The 19,129-nt window shown below is 60.4% G+C and carries 18 protein-coding genes; 7 read left to right on the forward strand and 11 right to left on the reverse strand.

The window, feature by feature from the left end; all coding sequences use genetic code 11:
* Window positions 1–145 precede the first annotated feature (145 nt).
* The 5 genes from EA797_RS00530 to EA797_RS00550 all read left to right on the forward strand — a co-directional run bounded on the left by EA797_RS00530 (window position 146) and on the right by EA797_RS00550 (window position 5,602).
* Complete coding sequence (locus tag EA797_RS00530; protein ID WP_122163218.1) at window positions 146–1,243, forward strand: polyamine ABC transporter substrate-binding protein; 1,098 nt, start codon at window positions 146–148, stop codon at window positions 1,241–1,243.
* Between the two features lie 235 nt (window positions 1,244–1,478).
* Window positions 1,479–2,564, forward strand: a complete 1,086-nt coding sequence (locus EA797_RS00535; protein ID WP_122163220.1) for a polyamine ABC transporter substrate-binding protein — start codon at window positions 1,479–1,481, stop codon at window positions 2,562–2,564.
* 103 nt (window positions 2,565–2,667) lie between these two features.
* Window positions 2,668–3,819, forward strand: a complete 1,152-nt coding sequence (potA, locus tag EA797_RS00540; RefSeq protein ID WP_122163222.1) for a polyamine ABC transporter ATP-binding protein — start codon at window positions 2,668–2,670, stop codon at window positions 3,817–3,819.
* Window positions 3,816–4,712, forward strand: coding sequence for an ABC transporter permease subunit (locus tag EA797_RS00545; RefSeq protein ID WP_122163224.1), 897 nt, complete (start codon window positions 3,816–3,818; stop codon window positions 4,710–4,712). Before potA ends, EA797_RS00545 begins: the two co-directional genes overlap by 4 nt.
* The gene (locus EA797_RS00550; protein WP_122163226.1) at window positions 4,709–5,602 is read left to right on the forward strand and encodes an ABC transporter permease subunit; all 894 of its coding nucleotides are present in this window, start codon (window positions 4,709–4,711) and stop codon (window positions 5,600–5,602) included. The genes EA797_RS00545 and EA797_RS00550 overlap by 4 nt, the downstream gene beginning before the upstream one ends.
* A 28-nt stretch (window positions 5,603–5,630) precedes the next feature.
* On the opposite strand, the gene EA797_RS00555 is transcribed toward EA797_RS00550, so the two are convergent.
* Entirely contained in the window at window positions 5,631–6,218 is a 588-nt protein-coding gene (locus EA797_RS00555) for a DUF6436 domain-containing protein (protein ID WP_122163228.1), read from the reverse strand.
* Between the two features lie 87 nt (window positions 6,219–6,305).
* On the opposite strand from EA797_RS00555, the gene bipL reads away from it, so the two are divergent.
* Window positions 6,306–7,244, forward strand: a complete 939-nt coding sequence (bipL, locus tag EA797_RS00560) for a phospholipase BipL (RefSeq protein WP_122163230.1) — start codon at window positions 6,306–6,308, stop codon at window positions 7,242–7,244.
* On the opposite strand, the gene EA797_RS00565 is transcribed toward bipL, so the two are convergent.
* Window positions 7,237–8,019: a hypothetical protein gene (locus EA797_RS00565; protein ID WP_244214044.1), complete on the reverse strand. Its 783-nt coding sequence runs from the start codon at window positions 8,017–8,019 to the stop codon at window positions 7,237–7,239. The genes bipL and EA797_RS00565 overlap by 8 nt on opposite strands.
* 151 nt (window positions 8,020–8,170) lie before the next feature.
* Between EA797_RS00565 and EA797_RS00570 the strand changes: the two genes are divergently transcribed.
* Complete coding sequence (locus tag EA797_RS00570; RefSeq protein WP_122163232.1) at window positions 8,171–8,779, forward strand: 2OG-Fe(II) oxygenase; 609 nt, start codon at window positions 8,171–8,173, stop codon at window positions 8,777–8,779.
* Window positions 8,780–8,843: 64 nt separating this feature from the next.
* Here EA797_RS00570 and dctM read toward each other — a convergent pair whose 3' ends face one another.
* The 9 genes from dctM to rfbB form a co-directional block, all read right to left on the reverse strand.
* Window positions 8,844–10,124: a C4-dicarboxylate TRAP transporter large permease protein DctM gene (gene dctM, locus EA797_RS00575; RefSeq protein ID WP_122163234.1), complete on the reverse strand. Its 1,281-nt coding sequence runs from the start codon at window positions 10,122–10,124 to the stop codon at window positions 8,844–8,846.
* Window positions 10,124–10,750, reverse strand: a complete 627-nt coding sequence (locus EA797_RS00580) for a TRAP transporter small permease (protein ID WP_122163236.1) — start codon at window positions 10,748–10,750, stop codon at window positions 10,124–10,126. The genes dctM and EA797_RS00580 overlap by 1 nt, the downstream gene beginning before the upstream one ends.
* 232 nt (window positions 10,751–10,982) lie before the next feature.
* A complete protein-coding gene (gene dctP, locus EA797_RS00585; RefSeq protein WP_122163238.1) occupies window positions 10,983–11,975 on the reverse strand; it encodes a C4-dicarboxylate TRAP substrate-binding protein DctP in 993 nt (330 codons plus the stop codon).
* A gap of 383 nt (window positions 11,976–12,358) precedes the next feature.
* Window positions 12,359–13,750, reverse strand: coding sequence for a sigma-54-dependent transcriptional regulator (locus tag EA797_RS00590; RefSeq protein ID WP_122163240.1), 1,392 nt, complete (start codon window positions 13,748–13,750; stop codon window positions 12,359–12,361).
* A 1-nt stretch (window position 13,751) separates the two neighbouring features.
* A complete protein-coding gene (locus EA797_RS00595) occupies window positions 13,752–15,551 on the reverse strand; it encodes a sensor histidine kinase (RefSeq protein WP_122163242.1) in 1,800 nt (599 codons plus the stop codon).
* A gap of 127 nt (window positions 15,552–15,678) precedes the next feature.
* The gene (gene rfbD / locus EA797_RS00600; protein ID WP_122163244.1) at window positions 15,679–16,572 is read right to left on the reverse strand and encodes a dTDP-4-dehydrorhamnose reductase; all 894 of its coding nucleotides are present in this window, start codon (window positions 16,570–16,572) and stop codon (window positions 15,679–15,681) included.
* On the reverse strand, window positions 16,569–17,114 hold the full coding sequence (gene rfbC / locus EA797_RS00605) for a dTDP-4-dehydrorhamnose 3,5-epimerase (RefSeq protein ID WP_122163246.1): 546 nt from the start codon (window positions 17,112–17,114) through the stop codon (window positions 16,569–16,571). The genes rfbD and rfbC overlap by 4 nt, the downstream gene beginning before the upstream one ends.
* Window positions 17,111–17,983, reverse strand: coding sequence for a glucose-1-phosphate thymidylyltransferase RfbA (gene rfbA, locus EA797_RS00610; RefSeq protein ID WP_122163248.1), 873 nt, complete (start codon window positions 17,981–17,983; stop codon window positions 17,111–17,113). Before rfbA ends, rfbC begins: the two co-directional genes overlap by 4 nt.
* The gene (gene rfbB, locus EA797_RS00615; RefSeq protein ID WP_122163250.1) at window positions 17,980–19,053 is read right to left on the reverse strand and encodes a dTDP-glucose 4,6-dehydratase; all 1,074 of its coding nucleotides are present in this window, start codon (window positions 19,051–19,053) and stop codon (window positions 17,980–17,982) included. Before rfbB ends, rfbA begins: the two co-directional genes overlap by 4 nt.
* Between the last annotated feature and the right edge of the window lie 76 nt (window positions 19,054–19,129).

The following is a 19,129-nucleotide window of genomic DNA, read 5'->3' on the forward strand; positions in this document are numbered from 1 at the left end:
GACTGCGCGCGTGCTTTGGCCAGACCTACCGAGGGGTGTGTCGATGCCGGCACAGCCTTAGTTGCTATGAAGGATTCAGGCAGAAATCGCCGCTATTTCTGACCTGTTCCGAGCCCCGATACCGATGACAACAGGAGCTGCACGGATGAAACCCTTTGCCAAGACACTACTTGCGGTGACGCTGGCCGGCGCGTTTGCTGGCGCGGCGCAGGCGCAAGAGAAAGTGCTGCACGTATTCAACTGGTCCGACTACATCGCCGAAGACACCCTGGACAATTTCACCAAGGAAACCGGCATCAAGGTCGTCTACGACGTGTTCGATAGTAACGAGGTGCTGGAAGCCAAGCTGCTCGCCGGCAGTTCCGGCTATGACGTCGTGGTGCCATCGAACCCCTTCCTGGCCAAGCAGATCAAAGCGGGCGTGTTCCAGAAGCTCGACAAGAGCAAGCTGCCGAACTGGGAGAATCTCGATAACGATCTGCTCAAGGCGCTGCAGCCCAGCGACCCGGACAACCAGTACGCGGTGCCTTACATGTGGGGCACGATTGGCATCGGCTACAACGCAGAGAAGGTCAAGGCCGCGCTTGGCGAAGACGCCCCGGTGGATTCCTGGGATCTGGTATTCAAGCCTGAAAACATGGAAAAGCTGAAGTCATGCGGCGTTTCCTTCCTTGACTCGCCAACCGAAATCCTCCCGGCTGCGCTGCATTACCTCGGACACAAGCCGGACTCCACCAAGCCCGACGAGCTGAAAAAGGCCGAAGAGCTGTTCATGAAGATTCGCCCGAACGTGGCGTACTTCCATTCTTCGAAATACATCTCGGATCTGGCCAACGGCAACGTTTGCGTCGCTATCGGTTACTCCGGTGACATCTACCAGGCCAAGGCGCGCGCTGAGGAAGCCGGCGGCAAGGTCAAGGTCAGCTACAACATTCCCAAGGAAGGTGCGGGTACCTTCTTCGACATGCTGGCGGTGCCAGCCGATGCGAAGAACGTCGAGAACGCCCACGTGTTCCTCAACTATCTGATGAAGCCGGACGTGATGGCTGCCATCACCGACTATGTGCAGTTCCCCAACGGCAACGCGGCCGCAACGCCGCTGGTGGATGAAGCGATCCGTACCGACCCGGGCATCTACCCGAGCCAGGCGGTGCTGCAGAAGCTCTACACCTTCCCGGACCTGGACTCCAAGACCCAGCGGACCATGACTCGCAGCTGGACCAAGATCAAATCCGGCCGTTGATCGTGCCAGGCCGGCTCGACAGTCCCGCTACGGGGCCTGCTCGTGCCGGCTTGCACGGCCGTGAGGGCGCCGTGTGCGGGCATGAGTTGATGACATGCGATCCGTCTGTAGTGGCCCTCTCGGACAGTGACCGTACCGTTCGTTGCATTGTGCCAGTTGATTTTTAGAGGTTTTTCCAATAAACAGCCCGCCTTTCGCCCGCTGATCGAGCGGCCTGCACAAAGAGGACACTCCCATGCCTTCGACATTGAAGTCGCTTCTCGTCGCCGCTGCGGTTGGCGGCGCTGCATCCGCTCAGGCTGCCACGGTGCACATCTACAACTGGTCCGATTACATCGGCGAAACCACGTTGGAAGAGTTTCAGAAAGAAACCGGCATCAAGCCTGTCTACGACGTGTTCGACTCGAACGAAACCCTTGAAGGCAAACTGCTCGCGGGCCGCACCGGCTACGACGTGGTAGTACCCTCCAATCATTTCCTCGGTAAGCAGATCCGCGCCGGTGCGTTCCAGAAGCTGGACAAGAGCAAGCTGCCCAACTGGGAAAATCTGGATCCGGCATTGCTCAAGCAGCTGGAGAAGAACGATCCGGGCAACGTTTATGCCGCTCCGTACCTCTGGGGCACCAATGGCATCGGCTACAACGTCGAGCAGGTAACCGCTGCGCTGGGGATCGAGAAGGTCGATTCGTGGGCTGTGCTGTTCGAACCTGAAAACGCCAAGAAGCTTGCCGGATGCGGCATTGCCTTCCTCGACTCGGCTGACGAAATGATTCCGGCCGCGCTCAATTACCTTGGCCTGGACCCTAATAGCACCGACCCCGACGACTACGCCAAAGCCGAGGCGAAGCTGCTGGAAATACGCCCTTATGTGCGTTATTTCCATTCGTCCAAATATGTCTCTGACCTTGCCAACGGCAATATCTGCATAGCCGCCGGGTTCTCCGGTGACGTGTTCCAGGCCGCTGCGCGCGCCGACGAGGCTGGGAAGGGCGTCGAGATCGCGTATTCGATTCCAAAGGAAGGCGGCAACCTCTGGTTCGATATGCTGGCCATCCCGACCGATTCGCAAAATGTCGATGAGGCGCATGCCTTCATCAACTATCTGCTCGAACCGCAGGTAATCGCCTCGGTCAGTGACTATGTCGGGTATGCAAACCCCAACACCAAGGCCGACACGTTGATGGATCAAGAGGTGCGTAATGATCCTTCTATCTATCCGCCTCAGGCCGTGCTGGATCGTTTGTATGTGTCGGCAGAGTTGCCGCAAAAGATCATGCGCCTGATGACCCGCAGCTGGACCAAAATCAAGTCGGGTCAATAGCTTCATCGGATGAGGTGGGCGTCGTTGCATGCCGCCTCGTCCCTTCTATCGCTGACGTTCCCCGGCATCGTCCGGGTCCTTTATTTGAATCGGGAGTTCGCGCATGGCCGTTGCCTCCAGCGCCTACAAAAAGGCCCTCACCGGTGAGAGCCAAAGCAAGCAGGTGCTGCTGAAGATCGACCGCGTCACCAAGAAGTTCGACGAAACGGTGGCGGTCGATGATGTTTCGCTGAGCATCCACCAGGGCGAGATCTTCGCGCTGCTGGGGGGCTCCGGCTCTGGCAAATCGACCTTGCTGCGTATGCTGGCTGGGTTCGAGCGGCCTACCGAGGGGCGTATCTTTCTCGATGGGCAGGACATCACCGATATGCCGCCCTACGAGCGGCCGATCAACATGATGTTCCAGTCATACGCGCTGTTCCCGCACATGACCGTGGAGCAGAACATCGCCTTCGGCCTCAAGCAGGACGGCCTGCCTAAGGATGAAGTACAGGCACGTGTGAACGAGATGCTCGGCCTGGTGCAGATGAGCCAGTACGCCAAGCGCAAGCCTCACCAGCTCTCCGGCGGCCAGCGTCAGCGTGTGGCCCTGGCGCGGTCGCTGGCCAAGCGGCCGAAGCTGCTGTTGCTCGACGAGCCCATGGGCGCGCTGGACAAGAAGTTGCGCTCGCAGATGCAGCTGGAGCTGGTGCAGATCATCGAGCGCGTCGGTGTGACCTGCGTGATGGTGACCCATGACCAGGAAGAGGCCATGACCATGGCCGAACGCATCGCAATCATGCATCTGGGCTGGATTGCCCAGGTCGGCAGCCCTATGGATATTTACGAGACGCCGGCGAGCCGACTGGTTTGCGAGTTCATCGGCAACGTCAACCTGTTCGACGGTGAGCTGATTGAAGATATGGGTGACCATGCCGTCATCGCCTCGCCTGGCCTGGAGAACCCGATCTACGTAGGTCATGGCATCAGCACCCGCGCGCAGGACAAGCAGATTACCTATGCCATTCGCCCGGAAAAGCTGCTGATCGGCACCCAGCTGCCGGAACTCGAGCGGCCCGGCTACAACTGGGCCAAAGGCGTAGTACACGACATCGCTTACCTCGGCGGGCATTCGGTGTACTACATCAAACTCCCCTCCGGTGGTGTGCTCCAGGCCTTCATGGCTAACGCGGAACGTCATGTGAAACTGCCAACGTGGGAAGAGGAGGTTTACGTCTACTGGTGGGACGACAGCGGCGTGGTGCTGCAGGCATGAGGCGCTCGCCCTTGAATACCGGCCGTCGACTGGTCATCGGCGTGCCCTTCATATGGCTGATGCTGTTCTTCCTGCTGCCATTCGCCATCGTGCTGAAGATCAGCTTCTCCGAAGCCGATGTGGCGATTCCGCCCTACACGGACATCTTCGCCTACGCGGACCAGCAGTTGCAGGTGCTGATCAATCTCGGGAACTACATCTTCCTCAGCGAAGATGATCTGTATTGGGCCGCCTACGCCGGCTCGTTGAAGATCGCCTTCTTCAGCACAATCATGTGCCTGCTTGTTGGCTATCCCATGGCGTATGCCATTGCACGGGCGCGCAAGGATCTGCAAACGGTGCTCCTGCTGTTGATCATGATGCCGACCTGGACGGCGATCCTGATCCGCGTTTATGCCTGGATGGGCATTCTCAGCAGCAACGGCATTCTCAACGGGCTATTGCAGGGCCTGGGATTGATCGACTCGCCATTGCAGATTCTCAACACTGATCTGGCGGTCTACATCGGCGTGGTCTATTCCTATCTGCCATTCATGATCCTGCCGCTCTACGCCAACCTGGTGAAACACGATCTGAGCCTCCTCGAGGCGGCGTCCGATCTTGGCGCCAGCAACCTCAGCGCGTTCTGGAAGATTACCGTGCCACTGTCGAAGAACGGCATCATCGCCGGCTGCATGCTGGTGTTCATCCCGGTGGTAGGCGAGTTCGTGATTCCCGAGCTGCTCGGCGGGCCGGAAACGCTGATGATTGGCAAGGTGCTCTGGCAGGAGTTCTTCAATAATCGCGACTGGCCTGTAGCCTCCGCACTGGCGGTTGTGATGCTGGTCATCCTGTTGATACCCATCATCTTGTTCAACCGTAACCAAACCAAGGAACTGGAGGGCAAGCTATGAAGCGCTACAGTTTCTCCAATGTAATCCTGGTGTTTGGGTTGCTGTTCATCTACCTACCCATGGTGTTGCTGGTTATCTACTCGTTCAACGCCTCGCGGCTGGTGACGGTGTGGGGCGGCTGGTCGCTGAAGTGGTACGCCGGCCTGTTGGATAACAGTCAGCTGATGGGTGCGGTGATGCGCTCCCTGGAGATTGCCCTCTACACGGCGGTATCCGCCGTTGCGCTGGGCACCATGGCGGCGTTCGTGCTGACACGGATACCGAACTTCCGCGGGCGTACCCTGTTCGGTGGGCTAGTAACGGCGCCACTGGTCATGCCCGAAGTCATCACCGGTTTGTCGCTGTTGCTGCTGTTCGTCGCCATGGCGCAGCTCATCGGTTGGCCGGCGCAGCGGGGTATCACGACCATCTGGATCGCTCACACTACCTTCTGCTCGGCTTACGTCGCGGTGGTGGTGATGGCGCGCCTGCGTGAACTCGACCAGTCTATCGAGGAAGCGGCGATGGACCTTGGCGCAAGGCCGTGGAAGGTGTTTTTCCTGATCACCATGCCGATGATCGCTCCGTCGCTGGCTGCAGGCGGCATGCTTTCCTTCGCGCTGTCGCTGGATGATCTGGTACTGGCCAGCTTTGTCTCAGGTCCAGGTTCGACCACGCTGCCTATGGAGATCTTTTCTGCCGTCAGGCTGGGTGTGAAACCGGAGATCAATGCGGTGGCGAGCCTGATTCTGCTGGTGGTATCGCTGGCGACCTTTATCGCCTGGTACATCAGCCGTCGTGCCGAAAAACGCCGCGTCAGGGCGATGCGCCAGGCCATGGATGACACCAACCAGAGCTGGGCTCCTGCGGTAGAGAAAACAGTGGCGACTCCACCTTCAGCGCACAGCTAATGCACCCCGGGCGGCGCTCGCCGCCCGTTCAGCCCTCCGCCGGGGTAGGCTCGGCCCAGTCGCAGAAGCACCCCACCGCCAGCGAGTGCGTGGCGTTGACCTGTCGGCCAGCCACCACGGCTTCAAGAATCGGTTCGATGAAGCTGTTGCTGGAGTTGCACACAGCGCCTTCGCTGTATGGGCCGATATAGACCAACCGACCGCTCGAATCCCAGATACCCACCGCCGGGCTGGCTGGCAGAGAGGTAGCGCCGGGCAGGGCTTCCAGTGCCTGCAAGCCGGACAGCTGATTTGGTAGCTGTCCGCGGGTTCCAGGCTTTTGCAGCGCGTAAAAACTGACACCTCGATTGCCGAAGCGCTTCAGCAGCTCTGCCAGGTGTTGTTGATTGCCTGCGTTGCACGGGCACGCGGGGTCCCAGAAGTGCACCAGGCGAACCGGCCCAGGCCCGCTCAATGCGCTGGGCAGGGCCAGGTTGTCGCCTGAGAAGATCTCGGCACGTTCGCCATCGAAGGTGCGCAGGTAGCGCGCTTCGAACCACCAGAAAGCGGTCAGCATCGCGCCGCCCCAGATTAATGCGATGAGTGCTGCGATCAGATATTTTCTGCGTACGGGCATGGTGGGCATCTTCAATAGATGCGCCAGCTTGCCACGTAGCGGCTCAGAGCTGTATATCCCAAGCCAACCAAGTCAGAAAAACCCCTCATGCCTTCGCGAATACACCCTGACACCCTGCGAGAGCAGCTAAGCCCCTTCATCCATGCCTGCGACCTCACTGAGGATGCGCGCTTCTATCAGGCTTACTACGGACTGGATCTACCTCAGCATCGCCATGTGAATCGGCGCTTGGGGCGATTCACTGTGGATGGGTATGAGGTGGTTGCACAGGCATGGCTGCCGGATCAGCCCGTTGCTACGCTGCTGATCCTGCATGGTTACTACGACCACATGGGGCTCTACCGGCACGTGGTGGACTGGGGGCTGCAGATGGGCTTCGCAGTGCTCGCCTGCGATCTGCCGGGCCATGGCCTGTCCAGCGGCCCGCGCGCGAGTATCAATGAGTTCGATGAGTACCAAGCCGTGCTAAAGGGTCTTTTGCAAGAGGCTGCGACGCTGGGGTTGCCCCAGCCGTGGCACTTGTTGGGTCAGAGCACCGGGGCGGCCATCGTGCTGGATTATCTGCTCAATCAGCCCGAGCATCCGGCGCTTGGGCGCAGCGTTCTGCTGGCACCCTTGGTTCGGCCGCGCGCCTGGGGCTGGTCACGCTTGAGCTATGAAGTGATGCGCCGCTTCGTAACCCAGATTCCCAGGACCTTCAGCGAGAATTCCGGAGACCCGGAATTTCTCTCTTTCATCCAGTCCAATGATCCGCTGCAGCCGGACATCCTTCCGACTGCCTGGGTTGGCGCGCTGGCACGGTGGATCCCGAGAGTCGAAGGCGCCGCAGCCACTACCCATAGCCCACTGATCGTGCAGGGCGAGTCGGACATGACCGTCGACTGGCAACACAATCTGCCAGTCCTTCAACGTAAGTTCGCGGCGCCCGAAATACTCCGGCTCCCCGAGGCGCGCCATCATCTGGTCAACGAGCGGGAGTCGATACGCCGCGAATATCTGGACTTTCTCCGAGAGCGGCTCAGCTAGCCCACGACGCGCCTGAACGATACTGAGCCTGCGTCCCGCTTTCGCGCGCATCAGCCGCAAGGCCGGCGCGTAGCGCTTGCAGTGCCGCCTGGTAATAGTCCTTGCCGGCTTTCGATTGAGCGAATTCGACGAACTCTTCGAGCTCAGCGTCGGACAAGTCGCGATAGATGAACAAGAGGGTGTTGTCGAGATCGCTCTCCACCTGCTGCTGCAGGCGCTCCCGCTGGCTATCCAGCATCCCCTGCGCCTGACCGCCGCCGAGTAGTCCGGGAATCATCTGGCTGAGGCTGTCGGCCGCGACGCCCGCCAGTGCCAGGCTGACCTCCGCACCCGCTTCGGAGGCAGGAATGGCCTGCGCCAGATGGCGGATCAGCAATTGGCGATTACTCCCAGCCTCCACGCGTGGCAGCCCGTTTTCGTAGCGCGCCAGTTGTTCACGGCGACCTGCCAGGGTCTCAGCAGCTACGACCTTGTGGCCCAGTGTCGACTGGAAGAACGCCAGTGCTGGTTTGGGATCAGACAGGTTCTTCCGAAATGCCTGCTTGGCGCGCCGGTCGATGGCGTCGACCGCGAAGCGGCGGTTGCTGTTGGTGACCAGGGCCTGGAAAACCGCCGGTGGCAGGCTGCTCTTGTAACGCTGTTGGGCGGCGGTCAGGGCATCGGAAAAGTTGGCGCGTTGTTCGCTCCAGCCAGCTGCCTCGTAAAGTTCATCGTAGCTGTCGGCCCAGGTGTTCAGGCTGAAAGCGAGTAATACACAAGCAATAAGGGCGCGCATGGAAGCTCCTCTGTGGCGGGCGGTTTATTTTCAGCGCCACGACCTGGGCTTGTCGAGGAGCGCTATCGCTACTGCTAGACTCAGCCGTGTGTCCGCGCGGGCCCACCGAGGCCGCGAGGAGCTGTCATTGACCCATCGGAGTCACTTTTCCTTGCCGTTCTCTACCATCGTCGATGACCTCGCCGCGCGCGGCTGGTCGTTGCAGAGTTCCTTCCTTCCCAGTGATGTGACCCATAAGCTGGCCGACGAGTGCCGCAGACGCCATGCCGAGGGTACGTTGGCGCCAGCCAGCGTAGGTCGTGGCGAGGAGCAGGCGGTGCGCGAAGGCATTCGCGGCGACCATATCCACTGGCTGGAAGCGGGGCAGGCAGAGGTCTGCGACGCCTATCTGGCGCTGATGGACGAGCTGAGACGGACGCTCAACCGCGAGCTGTTTCTTGGCTTGGAAGAATTCGAATGCCACTTCGCCTTCTATCCACCGGGCGCCTTCTATCAGACGCATCTGGATCGTTTCCGGGATGACGACAGCCGCTGCGTTAGCGCGGTGCTGTATCTGAATCCTGACTGGCAGCCGGCAGATGGTGGGGAACTGCGAATGCACTTCGCCGATGGATCGAATCTGGATGTCCCGCCGCTGTCGGGTGATCTACTGGTATTTCTGTCCGGTGATTTCCCCCATGAGGTATTGGTCACCCGGACCGAACGGCTATCTCTGACGGGCTGGTTCCGCCGACGTCCTGCCGATGTCCTGGCGCTTTGAATTGAGCGCATAAAAAAGCCCGGCACGATGGCCGGGCTAAAAGGGAAGCGAATACTCGGTGCCGTTACATGCCCAACAGATTCGGCAACCCGAGGGAAATCATCGGCACATAGGTGATCAGCGCCAGGAACACCAGCATCAGCGCCAACCACGGCATGACCGCGCGGATCACGTCGGTCACCGGCATCTTGGTCACAGCTGAAGCGACGAACAGGTTTAGCCCCACCGGCGGTGTGATCAGTCCGATCTCCATGTTCACCACCATGATGATGCCCAGGTGAATTGGATCGATACCCAGCTGCACCGCGATCGGGAACAGAATCGGCGCCAGGATCAGGATGATGGCTGACGGCTCCATGAAGGCACCGGCTACCAGCAGCACGATGTTGACCACCAGCAAGAACATCCAGGGCTGTAGTCCGGCTTCGAGCACCATGGCCGTAATCTGCTGAGGGATCTGTTCGGTCGTCAGCACATGGGCGAAGAGCATGGCGTTGGCAATGATGAACATCAGCATGATGGTCAGCTTGCCCGACTCCAAGAGCACCTTCGGGCAGTCGCGAATCGTGATGTCCTTGTAGACGAACAGCGCGATGAATGCCGAATACACCGCCGCTACGGCTGCTGCCTCGGTGGGTGTGAACATGCCCGAGTAGATGCCGCCCAGGATGATCACCATCAGTAGCAGGCCCCACAGCGCCTTACGGGCCGAGGACAGCCACTCGCGGAAGCTCGCGCGCGGCATCGCCGGGAGGTTCTTTTTCACCGCGACGATATAGATCGCCACCATCAAGCCAACGCCCAGCATCAAGCCCGGCACAACACCGGCCATGAACAGCTTGCCGACCGATGTTTCGGTGGCGGCGGCGTAGACCACCATGACGATGGAAGGCGGTATCAGAATGCCCAGAGTACCGGCATTACAGACGATACCTGCGCCAAAGGCCTGCGGGTAACCGGAGCGGACCATGCCGGCAATGGCGATGGAGCCAACGGCCGCCACGGTAGCCGGTGAAGAGCCGGAGAGGGCGGCGAACAGCATGCACGCCATGACCGCGCCGATCGCGAGGCCGCCACGGATGTGACCTACCGTAGCGTTGGCAAAGTCGATCAGACGCTTGGCCACGCCGCCGGTAGTCATGAAGGCGCCAGCGAGCAGGAAGAAGGGGATCGCCAGCAGCGTGTAGTGCTCGGAGGTCTCGAACAGCTTGATCGCCAGCGAGCGAACCGAGTCGGGACTGAAGAAGAAGATCGTCAGAGATCCGGCAAGACCAAGCGAAATGGCCACCGGCACGCCGATGAACATCAGCGCGAAAAGCGCCAGGAAGAGGAACAGGATAGTCATTACTTCGGCTCCTCATCACCGAGCTTGGCGGCTTCGGCGGCTTCGTCAGCCAGTCCAAGTCCGGCCTGCTCGTTGCGCAGGATGCGCACGAAAATCTCTGCGAAACGAATGAACACCATGGCAAAGCCGATCGGTACGATCATGCCGATGTGCCATTGCTTGACGCCGAAGTGACCGAGGTCTTCAGCACCGATGTTGGCGGTGAGCAGCGCCTGGATCCATTCGAAGCTGGCAACGGTCAACAGCGCCGAGTACCCAAGGCAGAAGAGGCAGGCGATGATGCCGATGACGCGTTGGATGTGTCTTGGCGCCAGCTTGACCAGCGCATCGACACCGATATGGCCAGCTGTACGTACGCCATACGCTAGGCCCGAGAAAATCAGCCAGGCAAACAGCGCCTTGGTCAGCGCAGTGCTCCAGGTCATTGACTGAGCCATGCCGATGACGGCATCACCCACGGAGAAGAAAAACTCTTCAGCCGCTGGAAAGCTGTCCGCCAGGCTGTAGAAAACGGTGTAGAGGTTGTTCAGAACCACATAGACGAAGGTTACGAGCGTCATGGCGGCCAGTAGAAAGGCGATAAAGCCTTCCTCGAAATGGTCCCAGACGCGCCAGAGGGCGTTCATGGATGACATCTCCCGATGGATTGGATTGTTTCGATGGGCGTACGGAGCGTGCGCCATGAACCGGTCTGGTAACCGGATGACAGAGCAGTGAAAAGGCTTGTTCTGGACAAGGCGAAAGGTGCCTGTTCGGCTACCCTGGTTCGCGAGGTCGTTTTGTTTTTCGCTGCGCTGTCGGTACTGCCTTTGCCTGAAAGAAGTGAGCGGGCAAAGCCCGCTCACTTCCCGTCAGTACTTACTGAGCGTTGGACGCTTCAGCAGCCTTGATCAGGTCAGCACCGATTTCGCTCTCGAACTTCTGCCAGACCGGCTTCATGGCTTCGCGCCACTTGGCACGCTCTTCCGGCGTCAGTACAAGAATTTCAGTGGTGCCAGCTGCCAGGATGTCAGCTTTGGCCTTCTGGTTCAGCTCGTCGGCCTGCTTGTTCACCTCGACAGTGACCTCATCCACGATCTTTTCCAGCTCGCCACGAACGTCGTCAGGCAGGCCTTTCCAGAACTTGGTGTTGGTGATCAGCATGTAGTCGAGCAGACCGTGGTCGGACTCGGTGATGTGCTTCTGCACTTCGTGCATCTTCTGCGAGTAGATGTTCGAGTAGGGATTCTCGGCACCGTTGACTACGCCGGTCTGCAGGCCTTGGTAGACCTCGGCGAAGCTCATCTTGCGCGGGTTGGCACGCAGTGCCTTGAACTGCTCGTCCAGTACGGCCGATGCCTGTACGCGGAACTTCAGACCGCGTGCGTCTTTCGGCTCACGCAGTTCCTTGTTGGCGGACAGTTGCTTCATACCGTTGTGCCAGTAGCCCAGGCCGGTGATGTTCTTGTCTTCCATCGAGCTCAGCAGGCTCTGGCCGGCTTCGCTCTGCTGGAAGCGGTCAACTGCCGCGATATCGTCAAACAGGAACGGCAGGTCGAATACCTGTACGCCCTTGGAGTAGTGCTCGAACTTGGCCAGCGAAGGTGCGATCAGCTGCACATCGCCCAGCAGCAGCGCTTCCATTTCCTTGCCGTCGCCAAACAGGGAGGAGTTCGGGTAGACCTGAACTTGGACCTTGCCAGCGAGACGCTCTTCCACCAGCTTCTTGAACAGGTTGGCGCCTTGGCCTTTCGGCGTGTTGTCAGCAACCACGTGGGAGAACTTGATCAGGATTGGATCGGCAGCCTGGGCCAAGCCTGCGATACCCAGGGACAGAGCGCAGGCAAGCGCCGTGGCGGTCAGTTTGAACATTGTTGTTTTCCTCTTGTTGTGAATTGAGCCACTGCATCTGAGCAGTCGCTCGGCTGTAGCCAGCAGAACAAGTCTAGGCGTCATCGAAGAAAAGTCGCGACGCCAGCTGTTGATCCATCCTGCCAACTCATGGGGTTAGCGGGAGCAAGTGCTGTGCCATCACGCACAGACCTGCTTCCGTTGCGCGGGAGTTTACCGGTGTAATGGCAGAATGCTGCCGAATATTTCTCAGCGGGAGCGTCTAGCCTGCGGTTTTACGTAGACGCCAATTGGCCTGCTACGCGCGAGTTAGCTAGCCCGAGGATTGTTGCAGTGATGTGGCTAAAAGCCGCAGCGGCAAAAAGTGAGAACCAGGCCTCATTTTCGTGGCGGAAATCCGCCAGCTATTCGCTTTCATCCGGCGAGCTTCCGCCAGCATCACTGAACATCAAGCCGTGCTTGCGCAATTTGTCATGCAGGGTTTTGCGTGGCAGACCGAGGGCTTCTGCGACACTGCGCAACGAGCCATGCGGGCGCGCCAGTTCGGCGGCGATCAGGGCGCGCTCGTAAGCATCGACCTGTTCGTTGAGGCCTCCCCCGGGTGCGACCGCCATACCGTCGGAGGTGGATGCTGAGTCATCGAGGCCCAGCTCCAGGCCCAACGCAAAACGCTCCGCGGTGTTCTGCAATTCCCGGACGTTCCCCGGCCAGGCATGGCGCAGCAGCTGGGCACGCTGCTCAGGGCGCAATTCTCGAATTGGCAGGGCATGGCGATTGGCAGCGGTTTCAGCGAAATGCTGGAACAGGAACAGCAAGTCCTCACTGCGTTCGCGAAGTGGCGGGATGCGCAGTGGTGCCACGTTCAGCCGATAGTAGAGGTCGGCACGGAATCGCCCCTGGTCAGCAGCATGACGCAGATCTTCCTTGGTAGCTGCAATCACGCGGATGTTCAGGGCAATAGACTGGTTGCCGCCAAGCCGCTCGACCACGCGCTCTTGCAGCATGCGCAGTAGTTTGACCTGCACATCCAGGCTCATGCTCTCGATCTCATCGAGAAACAAGGTGCCGCCGTTAGCGAATTCAAACTTGCCGATGCGTCGCTTCTGCGCGCCGGTAAAGGCTCCGGCCTCATGGCCGAACAGTTCGCTTTCGACCACCGACTCGGCCAGTGCGCCGGCGTTGATCGCCACGAATGGTCCGCCACGTCGGCTGGATAGATCGTGCAGCGCGCGCGCGACCACTTCCTTGCCTGCGCCGGTTTCTCCGAGGATCAGCACGTCGGCGTGGGTTCCAGCAAGCGCACCGATCTGCTCACGCAGGCGCTGCATGGCGGGCGACTGGCCAAGCAGGCGCGTCGACAGCTGTTGGCGATCGGCCAGGGCCAGGCGAAGGCTGCGGTTGTCGAGTACCAGCTGCCGCAGCGCCAGTGCTCGGCGCACACCGTCGAGCAGCGCTTCGCTGGGAAAAGGTTTTTCGAGGAAGTCATAGGCGCCGGCCCGCATCGCCTGCACTGCCAATTGGATATCGCCATGACCAGTAATCAGCAGGACCGGAAGATCACGGTCGAGGGCCTGCAGCTGTTGCTGCAACTCCAGGCCATCCAGGCCGGGCATGCGAATGTCGCTGACAACGACGCCTGGCCAGTCCACCGGCAACATCGCAGCCAGGCCGCGCGCATCGCCAAGACTCAGGACCTTGAGCCCGGCAAGATCAAGCGTCTGGCTCAGCGCCTTGCGCAGGTGCGGATCGTCATCGACCAGGACTACCTGAAACTGCGGGTCGATCTGGCTGGTCATGTTAGTCCTCACGCGGAAAGGCGATGCCGGGGTCGGCAGATCGCAGGTAGAGACTGAGTTGCGCACCTCCGTCGGGATGATTGGCTATCGTCAGCTCGCCGCCAAGTGCGCGCGTCAGCGTATCGCAAATGGCCAGACCGAGGCCTAGCCCCTGAGCACTGGTCTTGGTCGTGAAGAAGGGCTCTCGGGCGCGCTCCAGCGCGGCGGGGGAAAAGCCCGGGCCATTGTCGCGAAGGGTCAGCAGCACACCGTCGCCCTGGCGTTCGGCGCGCAGCCAGATACGCCTGGTGGGTGCGCGCTCGTTGAGCGCGTCGAGGGCGTTGGCCAGGAGGTTGGAGAGGATCTGCCGTAAGCGCGTTTCACCTGCCTGCACCCATAGCGTCGCGTCGGGAAGGTCGCGAATCAGCTCGACTCCCATTGCCTGTCGGCGCTTGGCCAGCAGGGCCAGGGCGTCGTCCAGCGCCGGTTGCAGGGCGACCCGCTCCGGCGCATGACGATCGCGCCGGGCGAATGCGCGCAGGTGAGCGATGATCGAGGCCATACGTGCCGTCAGCTCGCTGATCAGCCTGAGGTTGTCGCGTGCCTCATCGTTGCGCTGCTGGTCGAGCAGGACGCCTGCGTTGTCCGCGTAACTGCGAATCGCACCCAGCGGCTGATTGAGCTCATGGCTGATGCTGGCCGACATGGTGCCCAACGCCGACAGCTTGCCCGCTTGCAGCAACTCATCCTGGGCGCGTACCAGTTCCTGCTGTGCCTGCTCGCGTTCGAGTACTTCTTGCTTGAGGCGGCTGTTCAGCGCTTCGAGGTCCTGGGTCCGCTCCTGCACGCGACGCTCCAACTGCTGCCTCGCCTTGGCATCCAGGGCGATTCGCTCCAGATAGTGGCGACGGCGCTGCATGAGCAAGCCCAGCAGCAGCAAAAGGGCGGCAAGGGTAGCTGCGCCGATGGCGACGACCGTCTGAACAGGGCGCTCGACGAGATTGATCGGCGCCAGGATGCGCACCGTCCAGCCGGTCTCCTTGAGTTCCCGGCTCTGGATCAACCAGGCGTTGATGTCCAGCGTCAGGTCCTGCGGTTTTATCGTCGGGTAAGGGCGCTCCTGAGCGATCTGCTCCCGCTCCTCGATGTCCAGCGCCCGGCTTGCGCGAAACCGCCATTCGGGTCTCGACGTGAGGATCACCACCCCAAAGTTGTCAGTCACCATGAGTTGCTCGGGCGTGTTGCCCCATAGCGTCTCGGTGTGGTCCAGGTCGACCTTGACCACCAGCACGCCGAGCACCGAGTCGCCGTCGCGAACTGCGGCACCGAAGTAATAGCCGCGCTTGCCAGACGTGGTTCCAAGGCCGAAAAAGCGGCCCAGATTGCCGGCCATGGCTTCACGGAAGTAGGGGCGGAAGGCGAAATTCCGGCTGACAAAGCTGTCTTCCTCGTTCCAGTTGGAAGCCGCCAGCGTGTTGCCATCCGGCGCCATCAGATAGATCACGTCGGCCCCGGTTTCCTTGCGCAGTTGATCCAGCAGACGGTTGGCCTGGTCCTTGGCTGAAGCGTTGTCGGGTTGGCGCAGCGCCGCGCGCAAGGTCGGCAGATCACCGAGGATGCGTGGCAGCACTTCATAACGGCGCAGCGAACCAAGAAGGTTAGCCACGTAAAGATCAAGCGTCTGTCGGTTCTGCTCGACCAGCTCGTTGCTGTAATAACGTTCGGCCAGCTGTTGCAGCGGCCATAGCAGCGGCGCCAGCATCAGCGTGAGAAGTGCGAGATTACGCCAGCGAGGACGCCGTGGAGATTCGGGAGATGTCATGCGGATGCGCCTGTGATTCGGGCGTCATTATGCACGTTCGACCTTCATCGCATCTCGCCGCGGCTTGATCACGGCGTTTTTCGGCTTCGATCAGCAAGGCATTTGATCGAGACGGAGGCTCGGGTGATTACGCGCTGCGATCCATCCGAACATCGCCAGAATTGCCCAGACATTGTTTCAGTGCGGCTTCCCAGGCAGGCAGTTCGACCTGCCAGTCGCGCTGCAAGCGGGCACAACTGAGGCGCGAGTTGAGGGGGCGCTGGGCAGCGGTAGGGTAATCGGCGGACCGGATTGGCTCGATCTTGGCCCGCAACAAACCCTGACGCTGCAGGTGCTCGGCGATAGCACTGGCAAAGCCGTACCATGACGTTTCGCCGCTGGCCGTCAGGTGATACAAGCCACTGGGGCCGCCGTTGCCACCGCGCCATTTGCGGACCATGTCGGCAGTCACCATTGCAAGTGTGCCGGCCCAGGTTGGAGCGCCTATTTCATCCTCAACCACTGATAACGAATCGCGTTCCTGCAGCAGGCGCTGCATGGTCAACAGGAAGTTATGGCCGTGCGTGGAGTAGACCCAGCTGGTGCGCAGCACCAGATGCTCGCCACCGACAGCCTGTATCGCCTGCTCGCCGGCCAGCTTGCTCTCCCCGTACACGCTCAATGGCGCGGGCTGGTCATCCTCGCCGTAAGGCTCGGCTTTGCGACCGTTGAATACGTAATCAGTGGAATAGTGAATCAGCGGCACACCGAGTAACGCCGCTTCTTCCGCCAGCACGCCCGGGCCAATGGCGTTCACCGCGAAAGCCCGGTCACGTTCACCCTGCGCCACGTCGACCGCCGTATATGCGGCCGCATTGATGATCAGGTCGGGGCGCAGCAGGCGGACCTGCTGGCGAATCTGGCCCGGCTCGGCGAGATCCAGCACCTTGTGTCCCAGCGCGAGCACTTTCCCTTCACCGGCAAGCGCTAGTTGCAGCTCGCGAGACAATTGCCCCGTGCTGCCGGTGATGAGGATTTTCATGCAAACAGCTCCGCTTCACTGAGGATCTTGCCTGCAATATCTTTCTGCGACAGCTGCGGTAGCTCTTCGAATGGCCATTCAATGCCGATCTGCGGATCATTCCAGAGTAATGATCGCTCATGCTCCGGGGCATAGTAATCGGTGGTCTTGTAGAGGAACTCGGCGCTCTCGCTAAGCACCACGAAACCGTGCGCGAAGCCTTCCGGAATCCACAACTGGCGCTGGTTTTGCGCGCTCAGGTGCACGCCGACCCAGCGTCCGAACGTTGCCGAGCTGCGGCGAAGGTCGACGGCGACGTCGAACACTTCACCGGCGACCACCCGCACCAACTTCCCCTGGGGTTGCTGGATCTGATAGTGCAGCCCGCGCAGCACGCCGCGCTGGGATTTGGAGTGATTGTCCTGTACGAAGCTGCGCTTGACCCCCGTCGCGGCTTCGAAGGCCGCGGCGTTGAAGCTTTCGTAGAAAAAGCCGCGCTCATCGCCGAATACCTTCGGCTCGATGATCAGCACGTCAGGGATATCGGTCGCGATGACTTTCATGCGTCTTCACCGGCCAACTTGAACAGGTACTGGCCGTAGCCGGTCTTGCCAAGAGCTTCAGCGCGGCGCAGCAACTGCTCGCGGTCGATCCACTTGTGCTGATAGGCGATCTCTTCCAGGCATGCGACTTTAAGCCCCTGGCGGTGCTCGATGGTCTGTACGTACTGCGAGGCCTCGAGCAGGCTGTCGTGGGTGCCGGTATCGAGCCAGGCGAAGCCGCGGCCAAAGCGCTGGACGTTCAGGTCGCCGCGCTTGAGGTAAGCGTTGTTGACGTCAGTGATTTCCAGCTCGCCACGAGGCGACGGCTTGATCGACTTGGCAATCTCGATCACATCGTTGTCGTAGAAATAGAGACCGGTGACGGCATAGCTGGATTTCGGCTTGGCCGGTTTCTCTTCGATCGACAGTGCCTTGCCTGTTTCGTCGAAATCGATCACGCCGAAGCGCTCCGGATCCTTGACCCAGTAGCCGAAGACGGTAGCGCCTTTCTCTTGCGCCGAGGCACGTTGGAGCATTTCTGAAAAATGCTGGCCATGAAAGATGTTGTCGCCGAGGATCAGGCACACCGAGTCGTCGCCGATGAAGTCTTCGCCAATCAGGAAGGCCTGGGCCAGGCCGTCCGGGGACGGCTGTTCGGCGTAGGAGAAGTTCACGCCGAACTGGCTGCCGTCTCCAAGCAGGTTCCTGTACTGCGGCAGATCCTGCGGCGTGGAGATCAGCAGGATGTCGCGAATCCCGGCCAGCATCAGCACCGAGATCGGGTAGTAGGCCATCGGCTTGTCGTAGATCGGCAGAAGCTGCTTGGATACGCCAAGGGTGATGGGGTGCAAGCGGGTGCCGGAGCCCCCGGCAAGAATGATTCCTTTCATGCGTTTTGCTCCAGCGCGCCTAGGCGCTCACGTTGATAGCTGCCGTCCTGAACGCGACGGCACCACTCCAGATTGTTTAGATACCACTGAACGGTCTTGCGCAGGCCGGTCTCGAAGGTTTCCTGCGGGACCCAGCCGAGTTCGCGCTCGATCTTGCTGGCGTCGATGGCGTAACGCAGGTCGTGGCCTGGACGGTCCTTGACGAAGGTGATCAGGTCCTCGAAGCGCTCTACACCAGCAGGCTTTTGCGGCGCCAGCTCTTCGAGCAACGCGCAGATGCCGCGCACTACGTCGATGTTCTTCTGCTCGTTGTGCCCGCCGATGTTATAGGTCTCGCCGACCTTGCCTTCGCTGACCACCTTGAACAGCGCGCGCGCGTGGTCCTCTACGAACAGCCAGTCCCGCACCTGGGTACCGTTGCCGTAGACGGGCAGCGGTTTACCATCCAGCGCGTTCAGGATCACCAGGGGGATCAGCTTCTCAGGGAAGTGGTACGGCCCATAGTTGTTCGAGCAGTTGGTGATCAGTACCGGCAGGCCATAGGTGCGCTGCCAGGCACGGACCAGATGATCCGATGAGGCTTTGCTCGCCGAGTAGGGAGAGCTGGGCGCGTAAGGCGTGGTTTCGGTGAACAGGTCATCGACACCATGCAGATCGCCGTACACCTCATCAGTGGAAATATGGTGGAAGCGGAACGCCTCCCGGCGCTCGGTCGGCAGCGACTGCCAGTACGAGCGAGTCGCTTCCAGCAGCTGGTAGGTGCCTACGATGTTGGTCTGAATGAATTCGGCCGGCCCGTCGATCGAGCGATCGACATGGGATTCGGCGGCCAGATGCATGATGGCATCAGGCTGAAACTCCAGCAGCGCTTCGCTCACGCGCTCGCGGTCAGCGATGTCGGCCTGGAGAAACTGATAGCGATCGCTGCTTTCGACCTCGGCCAACGACTCGAGATTGCCGGCATAGGTCAGCTTGTCGAGGTTGAGGACGTTGTGCTCGGTGTCTTGGATAAGATGACGGATCAGAGCAGAGCCGATGAATCCGGCTCCGCCGGTTACGAGAATGCGCATGATGATAGGGCTTCCTTGGCGCGCTAATAGAGCTGAAGGCTCTTGGCATGTCGGCAGCATAGACCCGCCGAAAATA

The organism is Stutzerimonas zhaodongensis (assembly GCF_003696365.1).
GTDB lineage: Bacteria > Pseudomonadota > Gammaproteobacteria > Pseudomonadales > Pseudomonadaceae > Stutzerimonas > Stutzerimonas zhaodongensis.